We start from the raw sequence: 279 nt of genomic DNA, 5'->3' as shown, positions 1-279 counted from the left end.
TAACTTCTAAAAGAAGTTTATAGTCACTAAACGATAGCTCCGACTGAACCGGGAACAGAGAAATCAAGTCTTGCGGTACGGCCGCCGCCTGCAGCGCCCTGGTAACTTTAGCTTGAGATAACCCCTCCAGTTCAGCAATTTCCTTTTGATTAAATCCGGACTCTTTAAGAGCGATCAATCTCAGGCCAATCTCCCGAAGATTATGTTCTTTAGCTGTCTGGATATCTTTAGCCAGTTGGCGAGCTTCATCAGCTGATAAATGCTCTTCGGTAACCATTA

At 44.8% G+C, this 279-nt stretch carries 1 pseudogene; it reads right to left on the bottom strand.

Annotated features, from left to right (window positions below):
• A pseudogene (locus J4G32_RS21555) lies at nucleotides 1-279 on the bottom strand (hypothetical protein); the annotation flags it as partial.

Origin of the sequence: Microvirga antarctica (assembly GCF_017921815.1) — a bacterium.
Taxonomy (GTDB): domain Bacteria; phylum Pseudomonadota; class Alphaproteobacteria; order Rhizobiales; family Beijerinckiaceae; genus Microvirga; species Microvirga antarctica.
This window is presented reverse-complemented; position numbering and strand designations above follow the sequence as displayed.